Raw genomic sequence first — 21,739 nt, 5'->3', positions numbered from 1 at the left:
GGAAACGTATGCTCAGACGACCAGAGCGGGATGAATACGCTGCTTATTTTGACTATTATATTGGACTTGTACCGGAGGGGGAGCTGCAAACGATCCTCACACAACAAGGAGAGAGGCAAGTCGCATTATTTTCCTCACTTGCGCCCGAGCAAATTGATTATCGGTATGCACCAGGCAAATGGACGGTAAAAGAGGTTTTGGGTCATCTCGTCGATACAGAACGCATCATGAGCTATCGCTTGTTGAGAATTGCGAGAGGAGATCAGACACCCCTCGTCGGTTTTGATGAGAATGCTTTTGTTGAACACGGGGGCTTTCAACTAAGAGACCTCTCAGATTTATTGGAAGAGTACAAGGCTGTTCGTGCTTCCACCATCGCGCAGGTCCGCGGAATCTCTCCGGAAGCATGGACGCGTACAGGACTTGCCAACGGAAACAAACTATCTGCAAGGACATTGGCCTACGTGATTGCTGGACATGAAGCTCACCACACTACCATTTTGAAAGAGCGGTATTTGGGGAAGGAATGGCAACTGGCCCACGAACAAGGTTCGCAATACACGGAAAAATAACTGAGGAGAGTAGCAAGAAAAGACAATTTCATAGGTGGAAACAGGTTCCTTAGGGCGTTACCAATTCGCCCCAAGGATAATAGGGAAGCTCGGTGCAAATCCGACACGGTCCCGCCACTGTAAGAGGGGAGTCAGCGTCCAACAAGCCACTGGTCTATCCAAATAGACGGGGAAGGCGACGCTAGACGATGAACCCATAGTCAGGAGACCTGCCTGTTTCGACAACACTGATAGACCTACGGGAGATAGGGAGGTGTTAGAGATGGCTTGCGAAAAACAGCGAGTGGACAAGTACGTCCCTCCTTTTCTGGCATTTTCTAACGATCGTCACGGTCGAGCGGAAAATGCTTTTTTTATTTTGGGCAGGATAAAAGAGGAGGAGGGCGTATGATGATTCAAGTTTTTATTTGCCAATGGTGCGGATATGTTGAGGAAAAGGAGCTGCCTGAGGACTGCCACGAGGGCGTGTTTCATTGCACTTGCTGCAGTATGGAAGAGGTAGAAAGCCTGTTCACCTACAACTGAAAGCTTTGCCAAAATCAGCTTGCAATCAGAAAAGAAAGAATTTTGTTGACGCTTGCCTTGGAATTTCTTAGAATAAAGCTCAACAGCATAAATGGTTCTTATCCAGAGAGGTGGAGGGTCTGGCCCGATGAAGCCCGGCAACCGTTGCATATAGCGACAAGGTGCCAATTCCTGCGAGACGTTTCGTCTCGAAAGATAAGAAGCGGGTTACTCCATTGGTAGATGAACCTTCTTCTTAGCGAAGAAGGTTTTTTAATTTCATATTTTCTTTATCCAGAGAGGTGGAGGGACTGGCCCGATGAAGCCCGGCAACCGTCACGCATATTTTGTGACAAGGTGCCAATTCCTGCAGGACATATACGTCCTGGGAGATAAGGAGGGGGAGCATTAGCTACTTACAAGCCTTCTTCTTATCGAAGATGGCTTTTTCTTTTTATCCAAAATTCGGGGTATGGGGTGGTTAGAATGAGTGCAGAAGTGGTACGCGTAGGATTATTGGGATTGGGGACAGTGGGTGGAGGCGTAATCAAAACGATTCGCTCGCAACAGGAGAAGCTGGCTACTCGTCTGGGAAAACGAATTGAGATCGTCAAGGCATTGGTGCGTGACTCGGAAAAAGAGCGGGCGGTTCATGTCGACCCGGCTTTATTGACAACAGATTTTGAGGATGTATTGAGAAGCGATGTGGATATCGTGGTGGAGGTCATGGGCGGTGTAGAACCTACCTATGACTACGTTCGTGCTTTGATCAAAAAGGGCTGCCATGTGGTAACTGCCAACAAAGAGCTCCTGGCGAAAAAAGGAACAGAGCTAGTCGATTTGGCAAATCAGCATCAAGTGCATCTTGCCTATGAAGCGAGTGTGGCAGGGGGCATCCCGATCTTGAGTGTGCTGAGGCAGTTCCTTCGCACGAATGATATCCAAGGTGTTCGCGGTATTCTCAACGGAACAACGAACTTCATCTTGACGAAAATGGAAGCAGAGCAGCTCTCATATCAGGAGGTGCTCAAGCAAGCGCAGGAGCTGGGCTATGCGGAAGCAGACCCTCGTTCGGATGTAGAAGGCTTCGATGCTATGTACAAATTGTATATCTTGGCACAGCTTGTTTACGGAGAATCGCTGCCTTTAGCGGATGTTGTTCGTAAAGGAATTGCAGATTTGTCAGCAGGTCACATTCGGATTGCAAGCGAGCTGGGGTATCGGATCAAGCTGATCGCACAGGCCTATCAAGCTGAGAAAGGAATTCGCCTATCTGTTGAACCAACCATGCTTCCGCTGAGCCATCCGTTGGCGCAAATCCACGACGCATTTAATGCTGTCCAGCTATCCGGCAACATCGTGGGAGACTTGCTGTTTACAGGAAGAGGGGCGGGAGAGCTTCCTACAGCAAGTGCAGTCGTGGAGGATTTGGCCTATTTATTGACACAGCCATTCACGCCGCATCCTACCTGGAAAGAAAAAACGGCTGACAAAGCTGGAGCTACATCGGACTCGGCAGAACACGTCCTGTGTTATCTTGAGGGCTCATGTCATACTGCGACGCCAGACCGAGTCTTGCATTTCCTTCAGCAGGCAGGAGTGAACGTACATAAGCTAAAAGTCCAATTCGATTTGGGTGGCGTCTTGCGCGCAGGCTTGATCGTGACAGGAATCAGTGAAGAGCATGAGTCTTTGTTGAAAAATGATTTTGGCTTAGAAGTGCGCTGCTTCCCTGTTCTTGAATCTGCGTAAAGGAAGAGGAATCATATGAAGAAAAGCCGTATTTCTAGGTATCTGGAAACACGGCTTCTTTTGTCAGGGGGCAGTCTCCACTGCTTTAGCACGTGGCTGCACACGCCCGTCACTTTGAATGTCGACACTCTCAGAAATGGATTCGATGCGTTTTAGCAGGGCAGCGCCATTGCTTTCATTCATGGGTACGGCTTGTCCCAATTCTGCGTGAAACGGAAGCATCGTCAGTTCACAATCGCCGCTTTTCGTACAGCTTGCTTGCAGGACCATCGTTTCCCAAGTCTTGGGTTCGTTTGACCGTGTAAAAATGAAATTGCCAAGACTGTACGCAATCCATTTGTCGTTGTATCGTTCAAAGCCTTGAAGTACGTGGGGATGACCGCCGACAATCAAATCTGCACCAGCATCGATGTAGGCACGGGACAGCTCTTTTTGATGATCGACAGGATAGTCGGAGCGTTCCTTGCCCCAGTGTGCAATCACCACGACGAGATCAGCTTGGCTGTTCGCATCCTGGATCGCTTTCACTGCCAGTGTAGGATCATAGGAAGCGGCCATACCTGGCTGGGAATCTCCTGCAAACCAGCTCGTTTCGGGAATGACCCTGCTGAAGCCGAGAATCGCGATCTTGATGCCGTTCTTTTCTATGAATACAGGTGAATAGGCACGGCTGGCATCTTTACCGGCGCCGACGTATTCAATCCGGTTTTCGTCCAAAGCGTCAAAAGTATCCAACAATCCTGGAACTCCTTGGTCCATGGAGTGGTTATTGGCGAGATTCACCACATCAATCCCCGCGTTTTTCATGGCAGGAACAGCAAGTGGCGATGATTTGTAGACATACTCCTTGTTTTGAGCGGCAACACCTGTGACGGTGATAGGCGTCTCCAAATTGGCAATGGTGATATCATCTTGCAAAAAGAGCGAGCTTACATGTTTATATGGGTAGTCATAGCTGTTTGCGAGTAAGGTTTTCTCAACATTTCCTGACATCATGATGTCACCGACAAAGGTGAGCTGCACAGAAGTCTTTTGGTTCGCGGTATTGTCAGGAGTAGGCTGTGTGTTCGGGTTGGCATGTTCTCCATCCATGGCAATTTGGAATAGGTAGTAGGTTCCGACGACGAAGATGGCCAACAAGCTAAATAGGAGCGTGTTCTTTCCCATACGTACCCATTTTCTGCGTGAGCGCTTGCGCCGAGCATGTATCCGGCTTGATCTGTTCTCGTTCATTTTTCCCCCTTGTCTTTCTATCCTTACATAAATGAAGTTTGATATCCTATAAGTAATACGAAAAAGGGGCGAAAAAAGGTGCGATTAACTTTTGATCATTTGGTTCATTTTGTACATCGGACTCCACAGGAAGCAGCGGAACAATTTTGCCAAGCGGGTTTTCATGCGGTAGCTGGAGGGCGTCATGCGTCTTGGGGGACATGGAATAGCCTTAGTTATTTCGGGCTTTCTTATGTTGAATTTTTGGCGGTTGAACACCAGGAGCTTGCTCGACAATCAGAGAATCCGCTCGTACGTCAATGTATCGAGGATGAAGCAAAGGGGGAAGGATTCGGTCAGATTGCGCTTCGGACCAACGAGATGGATGCGTGGGCAGAGCGCCTGCGAAGCCAAGGCTTGCAGGTTACTGGACCTGTTGCGGGAAATCAGTACGCGTGATGATGGTACGACGCTTCGGTGGCGGATGTTGTTTCTCGAAGATACAGATAGTGCTCTTCTCCCGCCATTTCTCATTGAATGGTCGCAAACGGATGAAGAGAGAAGAGAAGATTTGACGAATCGCGGTATGATTGCCGCACATCCGAACGGTGCAGCTCATCTCCAGTCAGTAGGCTATGCAGTAAAGGATCTGGAAGAAGCGACAGCCCGTTGGCAAAGCTGGTTTGGGTGGGAGAAGAGCGAAGTATTCCACGATAAAAAACTGGGGGCTATCTGCCAAGCATTTGAACTTCCGGGGGGAAATGTAGTGCTTTGCCAACCGACTGAGGAGGGATTGGCGCAGACGGCATGGAAAAATCGCGGGCAAAGACCGTTTTTTGCGAAGCTCGCAGGAGCATGCAAGAATAGCGAGTATAAGATTGGTGGAGGATCTTACTTTCTGGCAGCGCTGGAGTAGTCGTTTAAAAAAGGGAGGCGTACATATGGGATCACCTCGGCATACGATTTCCACAGCAGCGATTATTATCAATGAGCGTCAGGAGATTTTATTGATCAAGGGTCCGCGCAGAGGATGGGAAATGCCCGGTGGAAAAGTAGAAGAGGGCGAATCTCTCAAGGAGGCAGCCATTCGAGAGACGAAGGAAGAGTGCGGTTTAGAGATTGAAGTGACGAAATTTTGCGGTATTTTTCAAAATGTGAGGAAAAGCCTCTGCAATGCGTTATTTTTAGCCAAACCGATCGGCGGAAAATTGATCACGACCCCGGAATGCTTGCAGGCAGGCTTTTTTCCGGTAGAGGAAGCGCTGGAGATGGTCACCTGGAAAAACTTCCGGCAACGGATTGAGTTGTGTTTGCGAGAAGAAGAGCATCCGTTTTATGTAGAATTTTAAGAAAGAAACCACCTCGCATTGGAGGTGGTTTTCTATTAGGTACCAAACGTCTTTTTGGTTAAGTTCCGGTACATCACCAGCATCGCGATACGCCAAGGCACGAGCATACCGAATGCGAGCAAGAAGAACAGTCCACCTGTTTGAATCGGTGTAAAGCTATCATTGATCAACAGTTTAATAATCAGCCGGATGACCAACAGACCGGACAAAATGAAGAAAAACGCACGGGACCGTTTCAGATACACATCTTGCCCAATGATTTCAAAACGTGATGTCATAATCAACGGAATCGAAAAGATAACCCCAACCACAAAGGCTGCAATATCAAACTTGGGCGGTAATTGCGCCTCCGGGAACAAAAACATCGCAAACCCTGTCGCCATAAAGAATGGTGGCAAAATAATGCTTTTTGCAGAAGCCGGCTTTTTTTGCCGACGCATTCTCAAAAAGATCACTGCAATAGCCATCACGAGAGGCAGCAAGATTCCCAAAACGGGAGAGGAAAGTATCTGCATGGAAAAACGCCTCCATAAGTGTTCAACATACTTCAATAGTGTACACCAAAGCATGGTCGATAGGAAAGCGTTTGTCATGGTACGTTATATGCCGATACTAGGCAGCTGCTTCATCGTGGGAGCGGACATCCAGCTTATGCTTTTTACTGTAGATGAAAGTCAACAAGCCAAAGAGCAATGTCAGCGAGCCGATGAAGAGGAGGTAGCCGCTAATGCCGAGAAGGTCCAGCCCAACTCCTGTAATTGCGAGAGCCAACAAGAAGAACCCACGATCCAGCATGCTTTTGAAAGAAAAGAATCGCCCTTGCTGGTGTGGAGGTAGGCGCTTCTGGAAAATCGTTGCGATGACCGGAAAGAAGAAAGCAACGACAAAGCCGAACACGGAGAAGGAAGCAAGCACCATGAATTTGTTATCCGCGAATGACATGCCAAACTGGGACAGCGCGAAGAAGAAGAGCATGATGGTGGACGCTGCCACGAGGTTTCTGCGGCCTATCCAACGTTTGGCCAAGAGCCCTCCAATCAAAATGCTGATTCCTTCTGCTGCATAGATCCATCCCATGAGCTGAGGTTCCTGCTGCAGCTCGCTAAAGTTCAAGATCATCAGGTTCACACCGCCAAGGAACAAGGTGATCAACCCATTATTAATCAACCCGACAAACAAAGCCGGGTCTTGCCGCGAGATCGTCAGTACTTCGCGGAACTCCACTTTTTCCTGAATTTTCCGAGAAGTGACGGGTGGAATGCGGAGAAAGAGCGTGACCACAGCGAGTACTGCATACGCGATGATAGAGCAGACATACAGCATGGACAGGTCCATGGATGCAACGAGTATACCGCCGATTGCTGTTCCCCCAATGCGCGAGAGGGTAGAAATATTCAAATATGCGCTGTTTGCCTTGAGTAACTCGTCCTGGGAAAGGATGGCTGGCAAGGAAGCCTGCACGGTCGGAAAATAAAAAGCAGCAGAGCATTGCATCACGATCAAAGATACGATCATCCACAGAAGAGAATCGTTTGCAAGAGCAGGGAACATGAAGACTGGGCTGAGTGTTCGGACCACACTGGCAAACAGCATGATCTTGCCTTTGTCGTACATGTCAATCACCACACCCGCTTTAGGGGCGAGGAGAATGCTGACCACCAATCCACACATCAGAATCAAGCCCTTCACCGTATCAGAAGGAACAAGTTTCTGCATGAACGCAAGATTGGCAATAATCGAAATCCACATGCCCGCTCCCGCGACGATCTCTCCGCTCATTAAAAGCAGAAAGGTACGATTACGCCATAACATGAGAGCCACTCCAAACATTCGTTAGATAGGTAAAAATTTGAATCGAACCATTTTTTGATAAAAAGCGATTTATCTAGTATAGCATTCATGCAAACGCTTGTATATTTATTGTCTCTGTGGGTATTCTTCGTATTTATAACGGACAAACTAACGCAATACTGCGGCCATTACGCACAAAAGGAGCTATTCGTAAATGGCGCGAAAACGAACGTTACTACTGTTGATCGTGTACGGATTTGCTGCGACACTCACGATCTTTTACGGACTGGTGGAAAAGCATAGCGTCATTATCACGTTCTTTTCTTTTCATGTGCTCGTTTGCATCTGTATTCCCGTCATTCACGCATGGTGGGAGGGAGATTTGCGAAAGCACTGGCGTTTCGCGTGGGGAAGTTTTGAATGGCAGGGTACTTTATACGGACTGGCACTTGGCGTTCTGATGTTGACAGGAGTGCTGGCTGGACTTTGGTTGCTCTTGCAGGAACCGGGAAGACCGGAAGTCGTTCGAGCAGGTATGGAAGCATGGGGGATTGAGCGCCGCTGGATTTTGGTTTTTGCTGGCTATCTTATTTTCATTAACTCGCTGCTGGAAGAATTGTTTTGGCGAGGCTTCGTATTGCAGCGGTTTCGTGCATCCTTGTCCCGCTTGATGTCCATTTTCCTTTCTGGCTTCTTTTATTCTTTGTATCACCTGATTATCTCTACGATCTTATTTGGTTTTCGAAACGGCTTGTTAATTACCTCGTTGGTTTTGGGCGCTGGGCTGATATGGGGATGGATGAAAGAAATGTTTCCTTCGATTTATCCAAACTGGATTAGCCATTTACTCGCGGATTTGGGTCTGGCAATAGCTGTGGTTCTCTGGATTTATTGACCGGATAGGAGGAGGGCGGAACGGATGCTGGCCATTCATGAAGAAACGAGACTTCGCAAGCGACTGCTCAGTATACTTCGGCAAAACAGTGAAGCATTTCAACTCTACTATGACACGTATGGGTATACCCCGGTCGAGCCGTTGCTGAAATATCTTCATACGCTGAAAGGGTGCGCATATATAACGAGGCAAGATCTTCACCAAGTCATGGAATTCGATCCGGAGCGAAGTATCGAATGGGACGGAGGAGCACTCATTCGAGTTACCTACGGCTTTTTGCCCTCGATTGCAAAAAGCAGGCTCATGGAGATCGTGCCCCCTGACGTTCTCTACTACGGGACACATCGAAAGTTATTGAAACAAGTACTCACTGGCGGTCTGTTGCCGATTGCCAGTGAGTATGTGCAGCTTGCGGATAGACCGGAGCATATCGGAGAGCCTACAGACACATTGCGCCTCGTCACTGTGAATGCAAAGGAGGCCCATGAAGCCGGCATTTGCTTTTACCGAGTGGGTGAGCGCTATTGTTTGAGTGATGCTGTCCCAGCCACTTTTTTGCAGTTGTACACAGATTAGCTTGACTCGTTGTTTCGACGTGCTTCGCGCATTTGTAGCTGGTGCTGGCGTTCTGCCAAAACGTCGCTGCGATCCCTCAAGGTATGCTTATTCAGCAAGTAGGCGTCTTGCATATCGCTATCCCGATCTTCTGGGTGATTTTGCATCGCACAAGCCTCTTGATACGCTTTTTTCAAGGAATCGGACATCGGCAAGGACAGGCTTCGATAGGGCAGACCATTTTGCATTTCCGTCAGGCGCTCTTCAAGCAGGCTTACCAGACTGGCACTATCCAACCCGAGCTTCTGAATGTCAAGATGATGCTTTTTGACAAGGGAAATGGCGCTCGTGAGCATTTTGATTGCACCTGACTGATTCCCGCGTCTCTGGTGATAAAGAGCGACGGAGATTTGAATCAAACCTACCCACACTGGCTGTCGCTCATGGGGAGGAGCGCTTTTCCAATACTCCTCGAGAATCTCATGACACTCAAAATAATCGCGTTCTACATGAAATTGGATCAAATAATCCAGATACGGTTGCGGATACATGGTGATCTTCACCTCACTGCTTGGTTTTCAATGGTTCGTTTATGTACTATTATAAAGCATAGAGAGTAGAAAATGAGGTGTAAAACCATTTATGACAAGAGATGAACTCGTAGCTGTATTGGAAAAAAAGCGAATGACCGAAATCATAGAACTGATCGAGGATGCTGAACAGGGCGAACTGGAAGAGCTCGAGCTCGTGGAAAGCCTGGGATTGCTCATGGATCAGGAGTTGAACAAAGAAGTCCTTTCGTTGTTGGAGAGCTTGGGTGTCACCATTATTTACTTGAGCGGCGATGAAGAAGACGAAGAGGAAGAAAACGACGACGAAGACGACGACATTTAGGAAAAAAGAGAACCAACCTTGTGCATGTTGCCAGGTTGGTTTTTGCATTCTTACTTTTGTGTCCATACGCGATTTTTATTTCGTGTAGCGGGGAACTTTTCCCCTCTGGAAAGCTCGATGATCATCGGGTCCTGCACGCTTGCACCGGACTCACCAATCTCCATGTATACGGCATTTTTCGGAGACTTTTCTCCTTCACGAAAACGGCTGTGTTCTCCCACGAAGGCACCTTCTTCCTAAGGAATTGTCATCTGAATTAGTATGACCCCGTATACAGGCTTCATGCCTTTGCTCCTGTTGACGATAGATTTTGAATTCCTATACGATCATTTCCATTCGCAGCGCCGGAAAAAGTGCGATCCAATCAGCGTTTGACCACTCCTGCTAGTGAATTGCCTACGAGACATCCGCTGATTTTGATTCGTATATAGACTTCTGTCCATGCCGATATGTCTTCACCTACATACCTTGTAGATGTAACGAACAGGAAGGGGTGAGGTTAATGAGTTGCGGATGCAGAAGATCTCGTCGCAGATGCTTTAAATGCTGCGAAAAGAAAGTGTACAGAAAGCATTGCTTCTACAAGCCACACTACAAAACCCATTGTAAACCATACGGTCGTAGCTGTGGACACGGTCACTTTGGTGGTTATGACCACTTCGGCGGCGGTTACGGCGGTTACGATGGTTACGGCTCCTCTTATGGTGGCGGATACGGCGGCGGTTACGGTGGAAGTCACGAGAGCAAGTATTAATAGAGAAAGGCGCCAAAGTGGCGCTTTTTTCGTTTTTTCGCAAGTTTTGCACAATTTGTCGTACAATAGAGGAAAAGGATTAATGGAGGTATGGGTATGCAATTCCTGAATGGGAAAGAGGAACGAATGTGGGCGATGATCGTACATCTATCTGCCTTCCTTGGTTTTATCGTTCCGTTCGGCAATGTACTAGGACCTTTAATCGTATGGTTGATCAAACGTGAAGAAGGAGCCTTTTTTTATCAGCATGGAAAAGAGGCCTTGAATTTTAGTATCTCGGTGACGATTTATGCCGCCATTTCAAGTTTGTTGATCATTATTTTTATTGGCGTACTATTATTGGGAGCCCTCTTTATTTTTTGGGCGATTTTCGTTATTATCGCTGCGGTGAAAGCGAATGAGGGAAAGGAATTCCGTTACCCGCTCACTCTCCGGTTTATCAAATAACCGTTCTTGGGAAAGTCGTTCCGCAGGGGACGGCTTTTTTTATTTGTTTGAATTTTCCATTAAAAAAGAGGGTGAACAGTCGTTCATCTCGAATTCCAAATGAGTGTAGTCGGTGAAGGGGGAGTCAAATCATGCTGACAGGAGTGACGATAGTCGATTTTTCTCGCCATCTTCCAGGTCCGATTTGTACGATGCGCCTGGCTGATTTGGGGGCAGAGGTCATCGAGGTGGAACCGTATCACGACAATGCTCACTCATCGTTAACCAGGCCAACTCAATCCGAAGCTAGAGAGACGGGAGCGTTTTACCTGCGTTCACATCGCAATCATAAAAGTATTTCCTTGAATTTGCGGACAAATGAGGGAAAAGCGCTCGCGTTTGCTCTGGCCAGACAGGCTGATGTCGTGGTGGAAAGCTATCGACCCGGTGTGATGCGACATTTGGGACTTGATTATGATCGCCTGTGGGAGATGCACCCTGCGGTTATTTATTGTTCTGTGACGGGCTATGGTCAAAGCGGGGAGCTATACCAAATAGGGGGGCATGACTTGAATGTCCAGGCAGTAAGCGGATTTCTCTCGCTGGTTCGCGATCTGGAAGGAAAGCCCGTTGTTGCTGATACTCCGCTTACTGATTACGCGCTTGGGCTGTATGCCAGTGAACAAATATGTGCGGCGCTTGTGCAACGTGCGCGGACAGGACGAGGAGCTTATTTGGATGTATCATCGGCTGACTTGTTTAGTTCTTGGACAGGGCTTCATGCGCTGTTTATGACATACAGTTCGTCGATTGGACGGGAAACAGGAAGAGGGAATTTGCTGGCGTACCAGGTTTTTGAGACAGCAGACGGTCAGTATGTCGCGCTTGCTGCCCTGGAAGAGAAGTTCTGGCTCAATTTTTGCCGCGCGGTAGGAAGAGCAGACTGGGAGCTATGCCACCTGGCGAGCGTTGCTGAGTATCCAGAAGTGTTTGACGATATGAAAGCACTGTTTCTGTCCAGAACCCAAGCCGAGTGGAGTGAGTTGGGCAGCGAAGTGGATTGCTGTCTGACCGCTGTTGAAGATTGGGAAAACTGGGCAGACAATCCGTACGTTGCGAACAGGGAGATAGCGTATACGCTTCCTTATTTGGAAAAGAAGTCGTTCAATCAAGAGGGGAGCTTCTCGCATCGTTACAGGGCAGAGAGGTTGTCACCCCCATGGCACACCGATTACACGCACGAACTGCTCAAACGCAAGCTGAACCTGACAGAGGAAGATCTGAACAGGCTGCACAGGCAGGGGGTTATACCTGCTGCTTCTTTATAGGAAAGGGTGAGAAAATCATGGAACAGGATCATCAAACGCAATTAATCGTAACAAAAGCTGGTGGAATCTGCACGATTACGCTCAACAGACCACATGTCCTCAATGCGATGACGGTAGAAATGTTTTCGCTTTTGCAGGACGCGATCGCAAAAGCTTCAGCCGATGAGGAAGTCGATATGCTTATTTTGCGGGGAGCAGGAGGGAACTTTTGCTCCGGTGCTGATTTGGGCGTGTTGACTGCGCTGACGGATAAGAGTGACGCTGATCAATCATTGACGATCATTAATGATTTCATCACCAATTTGCATCAAATGCCAAAGCCTGTGATTGCCGTTATCGAGGGAGTAGCTGTTGGAGCGGGACTCAATCTCGCGTTGCATGCTGATTTTGTCATTGCGACGGAAGATGCACTGTTGCAGGAGCCTTTTGTCCAGATCGGTCTGACAACGGATTTTGGTGGGACGTACCTTTTGCCGAAGCTTGTTGGTACCGCGTGGGCGAAGCGGCTCGCACTCCTGGGAGAAAAGATAACAGGGAAAAAAGCGGAGGAAATCGGCTTGATCTATCGAGCGGTAGAAGCAAGTCAAGTCGAAAGTGAGGTTGAAAAATTGGTTGCTGCGGTATTACGCCTGCCCAAACAAGCGTATGCTATAACAAAAGAAGGGGTGGGACGCTGCCACACAAACAGCCTAGAATACGCTCTGGCCTGGGAAAAGCAACAGCAGCCGTCCCTGATCGCACGTCCTGAATTTCAGACGCTTGTACAAGCGAAATTAAAGCGGACGTAGCGATAGGCTATTTTGCGCTCGGAAAAGTCCAAAGGGAACTTTATCCGTTGAGCAATGGACCATTCTGTGTTAAAGTAGGGATATCAAGATCCTGCGATGTACGATAGGCCGTAAATGTTTCTAACCTTATACGTGTTTTTTGGGAGACGGAAACTGTGATGGATGTCAGGCCCACCTCCTTTTTGGATGCATGGGAAGGCTGAAGTGCAGAAGGGTCGCCCACCTGTGTGAGCGCAGGTTATAGAAACATGAGGTCAACGGCAGAGCGGGGACTTGGCCGTTTATGAATGCAATGAATTGCCGATAGCACAAAAACAAAAACCACTTGGAATCAGCTTCCAGGTGGTTTTTGTTTTTGCCTTCAAATTAATGAGTGGTTTTGTTTTGCTTGCCCGAGCTGTGACCCTGCCCTTGTTTTTGTGAGCCCTGGTCTTGATCTCCGTGATCGACAATGGTCAGGTCTTTTTCAAGGGTTTGGGAGTCTTGGGCGTCTTGAAGAATTTGATACATTTGCAGGAAGTTTGCTTTTTGTCCCTCAGGAATTCCTTTAATGCGAACGGTCAACTCTTGCGGGCCGCCGCCATTTTGCTGCTGCCCACCTTGGCTGTTCCCATGCCCGCTGTGTTCATTTGAACTCGGTTGTTCATCGAGAAAACTGAGAAACATCGAGTCGCTGTCTTGGTCTTGTTGGTTGTTTTGTCCGCCGTCATGTGATTGCTGCCCTTGTCCGTTTCCGCCTTGTCCGCCTTGCTGCTCAAACAGCACGTTGAATTCGTTAAGATCGGTCTGGATGATGCCAATGACGTTCATCCTGATCCTCCTTCCAAAATAGAAATGATGCTTCAGCCCGGATGTTTGGAATGGTGGACACCGTGCCGTTGCAGGTAACCATGGAAAAAGTATTCGACCACCGTAATGGCAAATGCCGTCAACAACAAACCAGATAAGGATATGGTTTGACCAAACAAGTAACAGCCAAGCCACAAGGAGGCATACACGAACAAGAAATCAGCGGAGCTCGCAAACGTATTGTTCGTACGTGGGAGGATTGTCAAATCCAGTACATAACCCAGTAAACTGACAATCACGCTTGCGAGCACAGCAAACATAAGGGACGTCCCCGACCACCAAAGCCCTGGAATGGCGATGATTCCGTTAAACAAGAGCTTGAGAACGATGTTCAAAGTGCGAACACCACCTTTCATGCCCTTAGTATGAACTTAGGTAGTCGCACTATTCGTAGAAGAGGTGTTTGATTTTAAACGGCGGATCAATGCTTCATCTGGTGTTACATACAGCGTTCGTTGCTGCTCGTAGATCACATATCCAGGCTTGGCCCCGCTCGGTTTTTTTACATGCTTGACGAGCGTGTAATCTACGGGAATTTGGCTGCCTTCTTTGGCTCGACTGAAATAAGCCGCCAGATTCGCAGCTTCCAGCAACGTTTTATCCGAAAATTCCCGAGCGCGAATGACGACATGGGACCCAGGGATATCCTTGGTGTGCAGCCATGTTTCTTGCGACGATGCGAGCTTGTTGGTCAAGTATTCATTTTGTTTATTGTTTTTGCCGACCAAAATTTCAATGCCGTCCGAAGAAAGGTATGTATCAAGCTCAGGTCTGGTATCTTTTTTCTTGCGCGGACCGCGTTTTTTACGATCCCGCATGTAGCCTTGCTCAACGAGCTCCTCGCGAATTTCTTCGGCATCTTTTAAGGTGGCATGTTCCAGTTGAACCAATACGCCGTCCAAATACAAGAGTTCAGCCTGCGCTTGTTCAATCTGCTCACTCACGATGGAGAGGCTGTTTTTGGCCTTGTTATACCGCTTGTAATACGACTGCAAATTTTCCGACGGGGTCTTCAATGGGTCGAGAGGTATGGTGATGGTATCTCCCGCTTCGTCATACCAGTTAACTGTGACGAGTTCTCGATCCCCTCGCTTCATTTGGTGCATATTGGCGGTGATCAATTCCCCGTACAAGCGGAACTGGTCTGCTTCATGCGCATCTTGCAGCGTTTGCTCGAGCTTCTCGATTTTCTTTTCATTTTTATTGCGCTCAGAGGTGACAAAGCGAATCAAATCGTGCGCACGTTGCTTGACAGTGTCACGGAGCGCCTTTCCTTCGTAAAATGCCTGCAAGCATTCTTGGACGGAAGGATAGGGGGTGGTAACCCCGTTTGAGAGATGAGTCAGCTCGACGACGTGAAAATACGCTTTGCCATTCGCCTCAACAATGGATGGTGCATATTCATGTTCGTTGATTGCCTTTATTACCTGTGAAAAGGCAGCCCACAATGTTTCACGATTCGCGAGCCCTGCTCTGTGCAAAATTTCTTTTGCCAGTAAGGGACTGATCCCGGTATAGCCATCTACGATTTGCTTGTCCAAACGACCGCTGTTCCAGTCGAGGGAAGAAAGAAACGCTTGCTCGGTTACAGTGAGAGGGTCGCGTTTATCTTGGTTCGGAGGAGAGACGTAAGGTCTGCCAGGCGTTACTTGTCTGTACTGGCTAATGGCCAGCGTCACATGCATGGCGCTATCCAAAATCACTCCGGTTGCAGGATCGATGAGGATGATGTTACTGTGCTTGCCCATGATCTCTACAATAATTCGGCGGACAGCCGTGTCACCCAGCTCATCCCGGGTGCGTACATCGATGTGAATGATTCGCTCCATCCCGATTTGCTCGACAGATTCAATGACGCCGCCTTCACAATGCTTGCGCAATAGCATGCAAAACATCGGAGCTTCCAGCGGATTCGTGAATTCTTCTGTCGTGATGTGAAGCCTCGGATAGGTCGGGTTTGCAGACAGGAGGAACTTTACTGTTTCTCCTTGTGTCCGTACTTGCATAACAATATCGCTATGGTGGGGCTGGTGGATTTTCGAGATGCGTCCTCCTACCAGTTTATGTAATTCCCGCGCAACGGAGCGGGTTACTACGCCATCAAATGCCACAAAAGTCACCTCAGATCAAAAAAATGGCTAGAATAATAGATAGACAGCTGCCAGTCACAGTGTAGCATAAGTCAGAGCAAGGAGGAATCTTCTCAATGGTGGGGCTGCTTCGGTTGACACTGCCAAGAGTTGTCTCCTATAATAAATTAACGATTTTGCGTCTATGGAAGTGAAAACTTGTGATTCGAAGCATGACTGGTTACGGTAGAAAAGAAGATAGCAAAGGCTCCATTCGAGCAACAGTCGAGATTCGTGCAGTGAATCACCGTTTTTCTGAGATTGTCGTGCGCCTGCCCAAAGCATGGAATATGCTTGAGGATTCGATTCGTAAGTTGGTCGCACAGTATGTCAGAAGAGGGCGTGTCGATGTCACTGTCTCAGTGGAAGGGAAAAATTCTTCTGCTACGGTCATGGACATTGACTGGGATGTAGCTGAACAGCTCGTCTCCATTTCCCGCGAGATGACTCAGCGTTTTTCGCTAGAGACGCCTTTAACCGTCAAGGATCTGCTACACTTTCCTGGCGTGATACATACCAAAGAGTCAGAGGACAATGTGGAGGAGCTGGCAGAGTGGCTCCAAGACCTGGTCAGGGCCGCAGCAATGGATCTCGTTTCGATGAAAGAGACCGAGGGTAAACTGCTGCATGCTGATCTAGCCAGTCGCCTGACTGCCGTCAACACATGGACCCGGGAGATCTCCCAGTTGGCCCCACTTTGTAGGGAAGATTACAAGGGCCGACTTGAGCAACGCGTTAGTGAGTGGGCCGGTTTGACACCTTTTGAATTGGACCCTGCTCGTGTAGCGCAAGAGGTTGCCTTTTTCGCTGATAAAAGTGATATTAGTGAAGAGTTGACCCGTTTAGATAGTCATTGCCAACAGTTTGCCAATCAATTAGGCAAAGAAGAAGCAATTGGTCGAAAACTGGATTTTCTGCTCCAGGAAATGAATCGGGAAGCCAATACGATTGCTTCCAAAGCGAATCATTTGCGCATTCAGCATTTGGCTGTCGAGATCAAGACAGAACTGGAGAAAATGCGGGAGCAAATACAGAATGTCGAGTAGCATGAAAGGATGGGCTGGGCCGTCATGGCAATCAAGCTAATCAATATCGGTTTTGGCAACATCGTCAATGCCAACCGCATTATTTCAATTGTAAGTCCGGAGTCCGCTCCTATCAAACGGATCATCCAGGAAGCGCGCGATCGCAACATGCTAGTGGACGCTACCTATGGGAGACGTACACGTGCGGTCATTATTACAGACAGCGATCACGTGATTTTGTCAGCGGTACAGCCTGAAACAGTGGCGCAGCGCTTGACAACGAAGGATGACGAATCGGACGAATAAAGTAGGAGTGTAAACAATGAGTATGGTTGATCGTGGTCTCCTTTTGGTTCTTTCCGGACCAGCTGGTGTGGGAAAAGGAACAGTATGCAAGGCACTTCGTGAAGTGATGCCTGATCTGGTGTATTCGGTTTCTGCTACCACACGCCAGCCTCGTCCTGGAGAGGTAGAAGGGGTTAATTACTTTTTTAAAAGCCAGGAAGAGTTCAAGCAGATGATTGAAGAAGATGCTCTCCTGGAATGGGCAGAATACGTAGGGAATTACTACGGAACCCCTCGTCAGTTCGTGGACGATATGCTCAATGAGGGGCGCGATGTCATTCTTGAGATTGAAGTTCAGGGTGCTCTTCAAGTAAAAGAGCGCTTCCCGCAAGGTACATTCCTGTTCCTGGCTCCGCCTGATTTAAACGAACTGGAAAACCGGATTGTGGGACGCGGGACAGAATCGCAAGAGATCATTCGCAAGCGTATGGAAGTAGCGCGTGCTGAAATCGAGCTCATGGACCACTACGATTATGTAGTCGTAAATGACGTCATCGAATCGGCTTGCGATCGAATCCAAGCAATTATTACAGCGGAACATCTGAAAAAAGATCGTCAGGTTCACAAATATCGTAAATGGTTACAGGAGGTTGAATAGAATTATGTTGTATCCATCTATTGACGAATTGACCCAAAAAGCGGAGAGCAAGTACATCCTGGTGACAGTCGCATCCAAGCGTGCGCGTCAGCTTCGCGAAAACAGCGAAATTCAAGTGGTGAGACCAAAATCCAAAAAGTTTGTAGGTTTGGCACTGGAAGAGTTCATCTCCGACGAGCTCGTTCACGAGTTTTTGGACGGTCGCAAATAAGCAGTCACCTTTAAAAACAACCTCACGAGGTTGTTTTTTTCGGATTTCGGATAGGGGAGAAGGGAGAGAGTGCAGATGCATTCGCTTGCAGGAAAACGTATTGTTCTTGGAGTATCTGGCGGCATCGCTGCTTACAAGGCTGCTGCACTGACCAGCAAGCTGACACAGGCAGGTGCATTGGTACATGTCATTTTGACAGAGGGCGCCTTACAGTTTATTCAGCCTTTGACGTTTCAAGCCTTGTCTCACCTGCCTGTTTATACAGATACATTTACGGAGCCAGACCCGCATGTGATTAGCCATATTGAACTGGCTGATCGAGCTGATCTCGTATTGATCGCGCCAGCAACAGCCAACGTGATCGGCAAAATGGCAAATGGCATTGCGGATGATATGCTGACGACGACTGTACTGGCTACGAAAGCTCCTGTCATGGTCGCGCCAGCCATGAACGTCAATATGTACAATCACCCCGCAGTTATCGCCAATATGGATAAGCTTACCGCCTATGGTTATCGGTTTGTTGAACCGGGTGTCGGGCTATTGGCATGTGGCTGGATTGGCAAAGGACGTTTGGCGGAGCCGGAGGAAATCGTCGAAGCTGTGCGTCAATGGTTTGCTTCCGATGAGACCAGACAAACGATCCGAGAAAAGGATTTGCAGGGCAAGCACGTACTGATCACAGCGGGACCGACTCGTGAAAAAATTGATCCCGTTCGTTACATAACCAATCATGCTTCAGGAAAAATGGGCTACGCCATTGCGGAAGCGGCACGAGACAGAGGGGCAAAGGTCACACTGATTAGTGGGCCGACTACCTTGGCACGTCCTGATGGAGTAGAATTCATCGCGGTGGAATCGGTACAAGAAATGTTTGATGCCGTCATGGAGCAATTGCCGCACTGTGACATCGTCGTCAAATCAGCAGCCGTTTCCGATTATCGACCAAAGCATGTAGCTGAACATAAGATGAAAAAAGGTGACGGTCCACTCGACCTTGTGCTAGAGAAAGCACCCGATATTTTAAAAACGGTTGGTGAGCGGAAAACGAAGCAATTCGTCGTAGGCTTTGCAGCAGAGACCCAAAATGTGTTACAGCATGCCCAGTCCAAGCTGGAGCGAAAAAATCTCGATATGATTGTAGCCAATAATGTATTGCTGGAGGGAGCAGGCATGGGGAGCGATACGAATATCGTGACCTTGCTAACCCGTGGCGGAGAGCAACTGGCGTTGGATAAATTGAGCAAGCGGGCTGTGGCAGACAAGCTGTTTGATGCTGTCCTTGCCGTGCAAGAGCATAGACCGCTCCGAGACCTGTCATGATTGCCCAAATTATCGTGGACGTTCCGGTCAATCGGACGAATCGACCTTTTGATTACCATGTTCCGCCTTGGTTGCGTCCACTGATTCGCATTGGCAGTCGTGTGGTTGTGCCGTTTGGCCCCCGTCAACTGCAAGGCTATGTCATCGGGATCGTAGAGGATGATGAAGCTATACCAGACCGTTCGCGACTAAAAGATGTCGTGCAGGTACAAGACGATACTCCTCCTCTAACGCCAGAACTGCTAAAAATGAGCGAATGGATGTCCAAGCAATACTTGTGTCCGTGGGTAACGGCTGTACAGGCGATGCTCCCTGCTGTGCTCAAAGGGAAGTCGGAGAAGTGGCTGACGGCGACAGACGCATTAGACGAAGAAGCATGCGGGAGATCCGGGCTTCTGTGGGAATTGTTTCGCAAACGGCAAATTCCGCTCTCAGAAGTGGAGAAGCAATTTGCGGAGGAGTATTTGCTTGTTCCGGGTTGGATACAGAGTGGTTTGCTTGCAACCGAGTATCAGGTAAGAGACAGAATTACCCGCAAGCAGCAATCATTTGTCCGAAGCTTATTGGATGAAGGTAAGCTGGAAGAAGCGATTGGTTCGTTGCCAGCACGGGCAGAGCAGATGCGCCGTGTCCTTCAACTGATGCTTATGCACAAGGAGCAGTCCTTATCTGTACAAATGCTGCGGGATGAATACGGAATTACGCGCTCCCCGCTAAAAAGTCTGGAATCAAAAGGCTGGATCACGATCGAGCAAGTGGAAGTTTACCGGGACCCGTACGCCAATCGACGATTCCAGGAAAAGCAGAAACCCGTCTTTACTCCCTTACAGGAAGCGGCACTGACCCCTATCTTGCAATCGATTGAGTCGGGAACGTATGCTTCTTACTTGCTGCACGGCGTTACCGGAAGCGGTAAGACCGAAGTGTATCTCGAAGCAATCGAACGCGCTTTGGAAAAAGGGCGCGAGGCGATCTTTCTCGTTCCGGAAATTTCACTGACTCCGCAAATGGTAGAGCGCTTCAAAGCTCGTTTTGGCGCAGACGTAGCTGTTTTGCACAGTGCGTTGTCACAAGGAGAGCGCTATGACGAGTGGCGCAAGATCATCCGCAATCAGGTCAAAGTGGTGGTAGGGGCACGCTCTGCCATCTTTGCTCCGTTTCGGAATGTTGGGTTGATAGTGATCGATGAAGAGCATGAGAGCTCGTATAAGCAAGAAGAGACGCCACGCTATCATGCGCGGGAAGTAGCCCTGTGGCGAGCGAAAGAGAATCAGGGTGTCCTCGTCATGGGAAGCGCCACTCCTGCTTTGGAGACGTATGCATTGGCCACACGTGGGCGATACGAGCTGTTGCGCATGCCGGAGCGTGTCGGGAATCGCCCGATGCCAGAGGTTCATGTTGTGGATATGCGCGAGGAGCTTCAGGCCCAGAATCGCTCGATGTTCAGCCGGAAGCTGCATGAGATGATTGCAGACCGACTGGCAAAAGAAGAACAGATGGTCATTTTCCTTAACCGAAGAGGTTTTTCTACCTTTGTCATGTGCCGCTCCTGCGGCTATACGATGCGCTGCATTCATTGCGACATCTCGCTTACTTATCATAAAACGAATCATACAGCACGCTGTCATTACTGTGGATACACCATCGCACAGCCCAAGCATTGTCCAGAGTGTCAAAGTGAGCATATACGCTTTTTTGGTACCGGAACGCAAAAGGTGGAAGCGGAGCTGGCAAAACTATTCCCCGGAATCCGGGTCATCCGAATGGACGTGGACACGACCTCGCGAAAAGGCTCTCACGAAGAGCTGCTAAACAAATTTCGTTCGGGTCAAGGCGACGTTTTGCTCGGTACGCAGATGATTGCCAAGGGGCTTGATTTTCCACGAGTGACGCTGGCGGGCATCATTGCAGCGGATACATCCTTGCATCTGCCTGACTTCCGTGCAGCGGAGAAGACATTTCAGCTTTTGACGCAGGTAGGTGGACGTGCAGGACGGCATGAGCTGGACGGAGATGTCGTGATTCAGACGTATACGCCGGAGCACTACAGCATTGTTCATGCGACCAAGCATGATTATCCCGCATTTTATCAGGATGAAATGATGCAGCGCAGACGAACAGGCTACCCGCCGTATTTCCGTCTCGTTTTAATTACGTTTAGCCACGAAGAGGTACCTGTTGTGATCCGCGGTGCGCATACGATGGCTGACTATTTGCGACAGCGTTTGGCACAGACGACGATTCTCTTGGGCCCTGTGGCTTCGCCCATTGCAAGGGTGAAGGATAGATTTCGTTTTCAGATCATGCTAAAATATCGTGATGAACCGCAACTGTCGGACCTGCTCGCTCAGGCGACGGCTGCGTTTGAAGAATGGAACAAACAGCAGAAAGTATTGATGACGATTGACGTCGACCCTTACGTACTGCTTTAGGGAGGAT

Annotated in this window: 27 protein-coding genes, 1 other RNA gene and 3 riboswitches; of the genes, 20 read left to right on the top strand and 8 right to left on the bottom strand. The window is 48.7% G+C overall.

The window, feature by feature from the left end; all coding sequences use genetic code 11:
- Positions 1-8 precede the first annotated feature (8 nt).
- The 3 genes from FO446_RS18220 (at position 9) to FO446_RS18210 (ending at position 2,828) form a co-directional block, all read left to right on the top strand.
- Positions 9-572 (top strand): DinB family protein, encoded by a 564-nt coding sequence (locus FO446_RS18220; protein ID WP_173608152.1) that lies wholly within the window; start codon positions 9-11, stop codon positions 570-572.
- Between the two features lie 25 nt (positions 573-597).
- Positions 598-804, top strand: a riboswitch (cobalamin riboswitch).
- A 155-nt stretch (positions 805-959) separates the two neighbouring features.
- The gene (locus FO446_RS18215; RefSeq protein ID WP_173607641.1) at positions 960-1,097 is read left to right on the top strand and encodes a hypothetical protein; all 138 of its coding nucleotides are present in this window, start codon (positions 960-962) and stop codon (positions 1,095-1,097) included.
- A gap of 95 nt (positions 1,098-1,192) precedes the next feature.
- A riboswitch (SAM riboswitch) is annotated at positions 1,193-1,299 on the top strand.
- 64 nt (positions 1,300-1,363) lie between these two features.
- Positions 1,364-1,475, top strand: a riboswitch (SAM riboswitch).
- Between the two features lie 87 nt (positions 1,476-1,562).
- Positions 1,563-2,828, top strand: a complete 1,266-nt coding sequence (locus FO446_RS18210) for a homoserine dehydrogenase (protein ID WP_221868428.1) — start codon at positions 1,563-1,565, stop codon at positions 2,826-2,828.
- A 63-nt stretch (positions 2,829-2,891) separates the two neighbouring features.
- Here FO446_RS18210 and FO446_RS18205 read toward each other — a convergent pair whose 3' ends face one another.
- Entirely contained in the window at positions 2,892-4,061 is a 1,170-nt protein-coding gene (locus FO446_RS18205) for a CapA family protein (protein WP_173608150.1), read from the bottom strand.
- A 78-nt stretch (positions 4,062-4,139) separates the two neighbouring features.
- Between FO446_RS18205 and FO446_RS18200 the strand changes: the two genes are divergently transcribed.
- The 3 genes from FO446_RS18200 to FO446_RS18190 are packed head-to-tail and all read left to right on the top strand — an operon-like array spanning position 4,140 to position 5,389.
- Positions 4,140-4,499, top strand: coding sequence for a VOC family protein (locus tag FO446_RS18200; protein ID WP_237898688.1), 360 nt, complete (start codon positions 4,140-4,142; stop codon positions 4,497-4,499).
- Complete coding sequence (locus tag FO446_RS18195) at positions 4,477-4,956, top strand: VOC family protein (protein WP_237898682.1); 480 nt, start codon at positions 4,477-4,479, stop codon at positions 4,954-4,956. The genes FO446_RS18200 and FO446_RS18195 overlap by 23 nt, the downstream gene beginning before the upstream one ends.
- 25 nt (positions 4,957-4,981) lie before the next feature.
- The gene (locus FO446_RS18190) at positions 4,982-5,389 is read left to right on the top strand and encodes an NUDIX hydrolase (protein WP_173608148.1); all 408 of its coding nucleotides are present in this window, start codon (positions 4,982-4,984) and stop codon (positions 5,387-5,389) included.
- A 35-nt stretch (positions 5,390-5,424) separates the two neighbouring features.
- Here FO446_RS18190 and FO446_RS18185 read toward each other — a convergent pair whose 3' ends face one another.
- Positions 5,425-5,904, bottom strand: a complete 480-nt coding sequence (locus FO446_RS18185) for a CcdC family protein (RefSeq protein WP_015892012.1) — start codon at positions 5,902-5,904, stop codon at positions 5,425-5,427.
- Positions 5,905-6,001: 97 nt separating this feature from the next.
- Positions 6,002-7,201: an MFS transporter gene (locus tag FO446_RS18180; protein ID WP_221868425.1), complete on the bottom strand. Its 1,200-nt coding sequence runs from the start codon at positions 7,199-7,201 to the stop codon at positions 6,002-6,004.
- A 193-nt stretch (positions 7,202-7,394) separates the two neighbouring features.
- On the opposite strand from FO446_RS18180, the gene FO446_RS18175 reads away from it, so the two are divergent.
- Positions 7,395-8,075, top strand: coding sequence for a CPBP family intramembrane glutamic endopeptidase (locus FO446_RS18175; protein ID WP_173608146.1), 681 nt, complete (start codon positions 7,395-7,397; stop codon positions 8,073-8,075).
- 24 nt (positions 8,076-8,099) lie between these two features.
- Positions 8,100-8,651, top strand: coding sequence for an RNA 2'-phosphotransferase (locus FO446_RS18170; protein WP_237898680.1), 552 nt, complete (start codon positions 8,100-8,102; stop codon positions 8,649-8,651).
- On the opposite strand, the gene FO446_RS18165 is transcribed toward FO446_RS18170, so the two are convergent.
- The gene (locus tag FO446_RS18165; RefSeq protein ID WP_237898673.1) at positions 8,648-9,181 is read right to left on the bottom strand and encodes a DUF309 domain-containing protein; all 534 of its coding nucleotides are present in this window, start codon (positions 9,179-9,181) and stop codon (positions 8,648-8,650) included. The genes FO446_RS18170 and FO446_RS18165 overlap by 4 nt on opposite strands.
- 91 nt (positions 9,182-9,272) lie before the next feature.
- Between FO446_RS18165 and FO446_RS18160 the strand changes: the two genes are divergently transcribed.
- Entirely contained in the window at positions 9,273-9,524 is a 252-nt protein-coding gene (locus tag FO446_RS18160) for a hypothetical protein (RefSeq protein ID WP_221868422.1), read from the top strand.
- 50 nt (positions 9,525-9,574) lie between these two features.
- On the opposite strand, the gene FO446_RS18155 is transcribed toward FO446_RS18160, so the two are convergent.
- Positions 9,575-9,745 (bottom strand): YjzC family protein, encoded by a 171-nt coding sequence (locus FO446_RS18155; protein WP_007728413.1) that lies wholly within the window; start codon positions 9,743-9,745, stop codon positions 9,575-9,577.
- A 281-nt stretch (positions 9,746-10,026) separates the two neighbouring features.
- Between FO446_RS18155 and FO446_RS18150 the strand changes: the two genes are divergently transcribed.
- The 5 genes from FO446_RS18150 to ssrS all read left to right on the top strand — a co-directional run bounded on the left by FO446_RS18150 (position 10,027) and on the right by ssrS (position 13,096).
- Positions 10,027-10,278, top strand: coding sequence for a hypothetical protein (locus FO446_RS18150; RefSeq protein WP_173608142.1), 252 nt, complete (start codon positions 10,027-10,029; stop codon positions 10,276-10,278).
- A gap of 96 nt (positions 10,279-10,374) precedes the next feature.
- Positions 10,375-10,725, top strand: a complete 351-nt coding sequence (locus tag FO446_RS18145) for a DUF4870 domain-containing protein (RefSeq protein ID WP_007728403.1) — start codon at positions 10,375-10,377, stop codon at positions 10,723-10,725.
- A 131-nt stretch (positions 10,726-10,856) separates the two neighbouring features.
- Positions 10,857-12,032, top strand: a complete 1,176-nt coding sequence (locus tag FO446_RS18140; protein ID WP_221868421.1) for a CaiB/BaiF CoA transferase family protein — start codon at positions 10,857-10,859, stop codon at positions 12,030-12,032.
- A gap of 17 nt (positions 12,033-12,049) precedes the next feature.
- Complete coding sequence (locus tag FO446_RS18135; protein WP_173608140.1) at positions 12,050-12,820, top strand: enoyl-CoA hydratase/isomerase family protein; 771 nt, start codon at positions 12,050-12,052, stop codon at positions 12,818-12,820.
- An 85-nt stretch (positions 12,821-12,905) separates the two neighbouring features.
- Positions 12,906-13,096: non-coding RNA, 6S RNA (ssrS, locus tag FO446_RS18130), on the top strand.
- A gap of 90 nt (positions 13,097-13,186) precedes the next feature.
- Here the strand turns inward: ssrS and FO446_RS18125 are convergent.
- Genes FO446_RS18125 through FO446_RS18115 form a run of 3 tightly spaced genes read right to left on the bottom strand, consistent with a single transcriptional unit; the run spans position 13,187 to position 15,780 of the window.
- Positions 13,187-13,630, bottom strand: a complete 444-nt coding sequence (locus FO446_RS18125) for a hypothetical protein (protein ID WP_221868420.1) — start codon at positions 13,628-13,630, stop codon at positions 13,187-13,189.
- 32 nt (positions 13,631-13,662) lie between these two features.
- Positions 13,663-14,004, bottom strand: a complete 342-nt coding sequence (locus FO446_RS18120) for a DUF2512 family protein (protein ID WP_047068205.1) — start codon at positions 14,002-14,004, stop codon at positions 13,663-13,665.
- Positions 14,005-14,040: 36 nt separating this feature from the next.
- Entirely contained in the window at positions 14,041-15,780 is a 1,740-nt protein-coding gene (locus FO446_RS18115; RefSeq protein ID WP_221868419.1) for an Rqc2 family fibronectin-binding protein, read from the bottom strand.
- Between the two features lie 179 nt (positions 15,781-15,959).
- Between FO446_RS18115 and FO446_RS18110 the strand changes: the two genes are divergently transcribed.
- The 6 genes from FO446_RS18110 to priA all read left to right on the top strand — a co-directional run bounded on the left by FO446_RS18110 (position 15,960) and on the right by priA (position 21,732).
- Positions 15,960-16,844: a YicC/YloC family endoribonuclease gene (locus tag FO446_RS18110; protein WP_232773307.1), complete on the top strand. Its 885-nt coding sequence runs from the start codon at positions 15,960-15,962 to the stop codon at positions 16,842-16,844.
- A gap of 24 nt (positions 16,845-16,868) precedes the next feature.
- Positions 16,869-17,129 carry an extracellular matrix/biofilm regulator RemA gene (remA, locus tag FO446_RS18105; RefSeq protein WP_015891999.1) on the top strand — a complete coding sequence of 87 codons (261 nt, stop codon included), beginning with the start codon at positions 16,869-16,871 and terminating at the stop codon, positions 17,127-17,129.
- Between the two features lie 16 nt (positions 17,130-17,145).
- Complete coding sequence (gmk, locus tag FO446_RS18100; protein ID WP_047068199.1) at positions 17,146-17,766, top strand: guanylate kinase; 621 nt, start codon at positions 17,146-17,148, stop codon at positions 17,764-17,766.
- Between the two features lie 4 nt (positions 17,767-17,770).
- The gene (gene rpoZ / locus FO446_RS18095; RefSeq protein ID WP_106653312.1) at positions 17,771-17,977 is read left to right on the top strand and encodes a DNA-directed RNA polymerase subunit omega; all 207 of its coding nucleotides are present in this window, start codon (positions 17,771-17,773) and stop codon (positions 17,975-17,977) included.
- Between the two features lie 75 nt (positions 17,978-18,052).
- Positions 18,053-19,300, top strand: a complete 1,248-nt coding sequence (gene coaBC, locus FO446_RS18090) for a bifunctional phosphopantothenoylcysteine decarboxylase/phosphopantothenate--cysteine ligase CoaBC (RefSeq protein ID WP_173608136.1) — start codon at positions 18,053-18,055, stop codon at positions 19,298-19,300.
- Positions 19,297-21,732, top strand: coding sequence for a primosomal protein N' (priA, locus tag FO446_RS18085; RefSeq protein WP_232773306.1), 2,436 nt, complete (start codon positions 19,297-19,299; stop codon positions 21,730-21,732). The genes coaBC and priA overlap by 4 nt, the downstream gene beginning before the upstream one ends.
- Positions 21,733-21,739: the final 7 nt, after the last annotated feature.

Origin of the sequence: Brevibacillus brevis (genome assembly GCF_022026395.1) — a bacterium.
Classification (GTDB): Bacteria; Bacillota; Bacilli; order Brevibacillales; family Brevibacillaceae; genus Brevibacillus.
The sequence above is the reverse complement of the archived record's forward strand: the minus strand, read 5'-3'. Positions and strand labels throughout refer to the sequence as shown.